The sequence below is a fragment of the Mycobacterium gordonae genome (genome assembly GCF_001417955.2).
Taxonomy (GTDB): Bacteria; Actinomycetota; Actinomycetes; order Mycobacteriales; family Mycobacteriaceae; genus Mycobacterium; species Mycobacterium gordonae_B.
This window is the reverse complement of sequence record NZ_LKTM01000114.1, coordinates 1-3,701: the sequence shown is the minus strand read 5'-3', so window position 1 is coordinate 3,701 and position 3,701 is coordinate 1. Positions and strand designations below refer to the sequence as shown.

Here is a 3,701-nt window from a genome sequence, read left to right as displayed (position 1 = left end):
GGTGGATACTTTTACCCGGCCAAAAACGGATACCTCGACTTGGCCACCAGTGGGTACTTTTTCATGGCCATGGGCAAGCGGGCCCCTCAAGTGTAAAAATGCCGCCCTCCCGGTACCCGACCAGTATTTGGACCACGCCACCGAACCCCAGCGGGTCCGCAATAAACGCTGGTCGCACCTAATTTCTGGGCAGCATGCTCGCGCCGCGCATTCCAGGCAAAGTCCGCAGCAATGAAAACCTGCTGCGCGCTTTCTATACCACTTGGTTTCGCCCGGTTTGTGATTCTTCTATAGGGCTGCCCAACGGTGGCTACGCTCGTCCGCGCCCTGCTACCGGGTGCACGAGAAGCGCAGCATGCTGTCACCTGCGGCCACACCTACGATCCGGTGGGCCCATAAACATTCCCTGCACGGAGCTTCAGTCGTAGATAAATCAGCCCAGTACACACGCCTGGCGCATAGAAATCCGCGCTCTCGACCGTGTCTTCCACCAACGTCTGTCCGATGCAGGTGGCCCAAAGAACCGGCTCCTGTTGCCGCCAATGTCAGCATCTCTACGATCCCGATGCAGGTATCGGATCAATCAGTCGTCACCCTCATTGTCGCACGTTTACCGGCTCGTCGCCGGGATCGAGGCTGGTCTGTGACTCGCAAGTAGCGTTGCTGCCTGCGTTCCTCTCGCGGCGGCTGGCGGGTCGTAACCGAGCTTCTCGGCGGAGCTTCTCACCTCACAATAAAGAAAGTGGGCTTTCCGCTGAAGCCGGTGGTGACAGTCCACAATCCGTCAGCCCCAGCTGGGGCAGCAACGCAGGTGTTGCCTCGAGCCGTTCCGCCCCGGTACAGGTCGCCAACATTAGAGAGGGGATCGGGAATGACACCGCAGGGATCGCTATACGTCCGATTGTCAGAACCCACGAATTGGACCCTGATGCCGAACATCAGATTGCCGGTGGCGTTGCCTACATAGGTGGCCGTCACCGGCACAATCCAGTACTCCATACCCGGCTTCGGCGAATTGTTGAACTGGTTGGTTCCGGCGACCTCTGCTGTAGCTTCACGAGGAGCGCCAAGTGTGACTTGCCAGTCTTGATTACTCACCGCTTCGCCAATGGGAAGCGGGTTGTCCCTACTGCCCCGAGCAGCAGGTTGATCGCCCTGGCCGCTGCGACCGCTCGGCGTCGGGGCAGACGGTGACAAGTCCGACTTCCTGAATGCGTTGTCGAACGCATCGCCGACTACAACAACGAAAACGCTAACGCCGACGACGGTTCCAACAACAGAGACAATAACCGCAGCAATAGCTGGTCCTTTGGCCTTCCCGGACTGGAACAGCCCCACGATGCCGAGGATGAAGGCGATTGGCAGCAACACCCATCCGACAATGAGCGCTCCTGGGATGCACGCGAAAATCAATCCCACGATCCCGACGATCAAGGCGATCAATCCAAGCGGGTTCTTTTGCTTCGCCTGGTATTGCGGTCCGGCATAAGGCGGGTATGGCGGGCCGGGCACAGGTGCGCCCGGTTGCCAGCTCGGAGGCGGGGGATTCGTTACCATGCGGCGGATCTTAGCCATCGGGGCCGACACTTCATTCCGGGCAACTCAGAATCGGCAAGAGCTGGGAGCATGAGGGCTTGCCTTTGCTGGCTTTTCGCCACCACCTGTGGTCGGCTCGCCACTGTTGACGTGGTCAACAAGCTGCGGCGTTTTCCCACGTCATCAGACGTGTTTTCGCGTCGTCTCAATGCAGGTAACTGCAGGTCGCCAGCGGTTATGGTATGCGGGGAGCGAGGTTCGATTCCCGGCAGCTCCACCACATACAGGAGAGGCCGAAAGGCCTGGCCTGTTTTAGTCTCGGGTCGTGGAGCCGACTCTAGTCGCCTAATTTGCGCGCTTACGCGCCCATAACGTCTCGGTTCGTTCGAGCACTTCCATCGAACGGGCAGGGGGCGGAATGTCCATCGGGTCGTATCTGGGATGGGCCGACTTGATAAAGCGGGGGATTGCGTAGCGCAGCATGCGTCCACACACTCCCGCCAACCGCAGTCCACTGCGCCAGGGATCGCTGATACGTCCTGTGCGATGGTCCTCGCGTATCAGATAGATCGCAGTCCGAATCATGTACGAAAGCATGTGCTGACCCGCGTACGCCATGCCGTACAGCCGATACCAGTAACTGGGCACCAGCCTATGAAACAGATAGTTGCAGACGTGGCGATGTTCGTATTCCTCGGCGAGGTGCCAGCGCCACAGATCCGCCGTGGGATCGTCAACCCGTGGATCCTGGAGTTCTCGGGCTGCTTCAAGGAAGTAGCAGGCGAGGATGGGCCCCAGGGTTTCGAAACCCTCCGCATATCCGAGGCGGAACTTGAAGTCTTTGTTCTCCTCGTAGTCGGCGTAGTCCGCTTTCATTAGCGCTTCACGGTCGCTGAGGTCCGGATATCCGGAGTTCCTCAGCTTCGAGTTGAACTTCTCATGATTGCGATAGTGCTGCCCCTCCTGTGCCATGAAGATTCGGCAATCCGCGCGCAACTGCCGATCACTTTCGTCCTCGTCGAGCTTGTCCATACCCTCGCGAACAACTCGGTTCAGGAACGGTTCCAGGTACGGGAGAAAGCTCGAGGTGGCGTTCCAGAACTGCGCGAACTCCGGTGTCTCCGGCGTCCAGAAGATTTCCGCTGTCGAGAAATCGATGTCGATGTTGCGGACCTTCATCGAGAGCTCCTTCGGGGTGTGGTCTTACGTGGCCGGGCGCTGCCTCAATGCACTTCTGCGGGCGGCTCGGTACGTTCGCGAGCTGCGATGTACCGCTCCCTAAAAACCAGGTAGAACGGAAAGGCCATGGATACGCCAATGTAGGAGAGCGCGACGAAGGCCCAGCCCCACTTCGGTCCCGCGCCGATCCGCTTGCTGTCGGTGACAGCCCACACCATGAACACCAGCCATGCGATCGCCATGTCTATGCTCAGGAACGCCGCCGTGCCGCCGGCCGCAATGGCGTCGCCGAAGAATTCGATCGGGTTGAGGATGTTTCCCCCGTGGCCCATCCATTCGAATGCGTGGGGCCACGTCAGCAGTAGCGCGGCTATACCGGCTACGACATAGAAGCCATGGCGGATGTTCGTGGAGGCGGAGACGGCCATTCGTGTTCCTTCTAGCACTGGGAGGCAGCGGCTATGCCCGTTCAGGTGAATAGCTTCGAAGCCTAGATAGCTCTGCGGCGGAATGCGTCCCCCCTTGGGGACAGCTCAGGTACTCCCTTTGGGCGCAATTCGTAAATTGGAATAGGCGTGGCGCCCGAGATGGTCCGGGAGTCGACCACGATGATCTGCCGGCCGCTTTTCTCTCGACGCGATGTCGTATCCGTGCCCACATTTAGCCCCACAATCTGCCCACAAAACAGTTGCCTGGAGCGAACTCCCCGGGCTACGCCATCGCCAACCAGATCACTGTCGGTAGCGGCAGTTCCGGGGCGAAGGGCGCCGCGGTCAACTCGTCCGGCCCCGTCTACGTCACCGAGAGCGGCCCCGGCCAACTTTCGGTTGTCACCTTCGCCGCGGCCGCCGGTGCCGGTGGTGACGGCACGGCGGGCGGCACTGGCGGCGTCGGCGGTGCCGGTGGTGCGACCCGAGTGCTCAGCGCCGACGGTGGTACTGGTGGCACCGGCGGTCTCGGCGGTTCGGGTGGCGTGGGCGGCAGTG

The 3,701-nt window shown here is 60.4% G+C and carries 3 protein-coding genes and 1 pseudogene; 1 reads left to right on the top strand and 3 read right to left on the bottom strand.

The genetic code is table 11. From position 1 onward, the window contains the following. Positions 1–723: 723 nt before the first annotated feature. The 3 genes from AO501_RS37120 to AO501_RS12400 all read right to left on the bottom strand — a co-directional run bounded on the left by AO501_RS37120 (position 724) and on the right by AO501_RS12400 (position 3,143). Positions 724–1,575, bottom strand: coding sequence for a hypothetical protein (locus tag AO501_RS37120; protein WP_156452500.1), 852 nt, complete (start codon positions 1,573–1,575; stop codon positions 724–726). A 306-nt stretch (positions 1,576–1,881) separates the two neighbouring features. Beyond that, positions 1,882–2,715: a metal-dependent hydrolase gene (locus tag AO501_RS12405; protein ID WP_055578020.1), complete on the bottom strand. Its 834-nt coding sequence runs from the start codon at positions 2,713–2,715 to the stop codon at positions 1,882–1,884. A 44-nt stretch (positions 2,716–2,759) separates the two neighbouring features. Then, the gene (locus AO501_RS12400; RefSeq protein ID WP_055578019.1) at positions 2,760–3,143 is read right to left on the bottom strand and encodes a DUF2834 domain-containing protein; all 384 of its coding nucleotides are present in this window, start codon (positions 3,141–3,143) and stop codon (positions 2,760–2,762) included. A gap of 260 nt (positions 3,144–3,403) precedes the next feature. Here AO501_RS12400 and AO501_RS40185 point away from each other — a divergent pair. Continuing rightward, a pseudogene (locus AO501_RS40185) lies at positions 3,404–3,701 on the top strand (PE family protein); the annotation flags it as partial.

Excerpts from the sequence above, each read along its gene's own strand:
- AO501_RS37120 (WP_156452500.1), bottom strand. The coding sequence starts at position 1,575 with ATGGCTAAGATCCGCCGCATGGTAACGAATCCCCCGCCTCCGAGCTGG.
- AO501_RS12400 (WP_055578019.1), bottom strand. The coding sequence starts at position 3,143 with ATGGCCGTCTCCGCCTCCACGAACATCCGCCATGGCTTCTATGTCGTA.
- AO501_RS12405 (WP_055578020.1), bottom strand. The coding sequence starts at position 2,715 with ATGAAGGTCCGCAACATCGACATCGATTTCTCGACAGCGGAAATCTTC.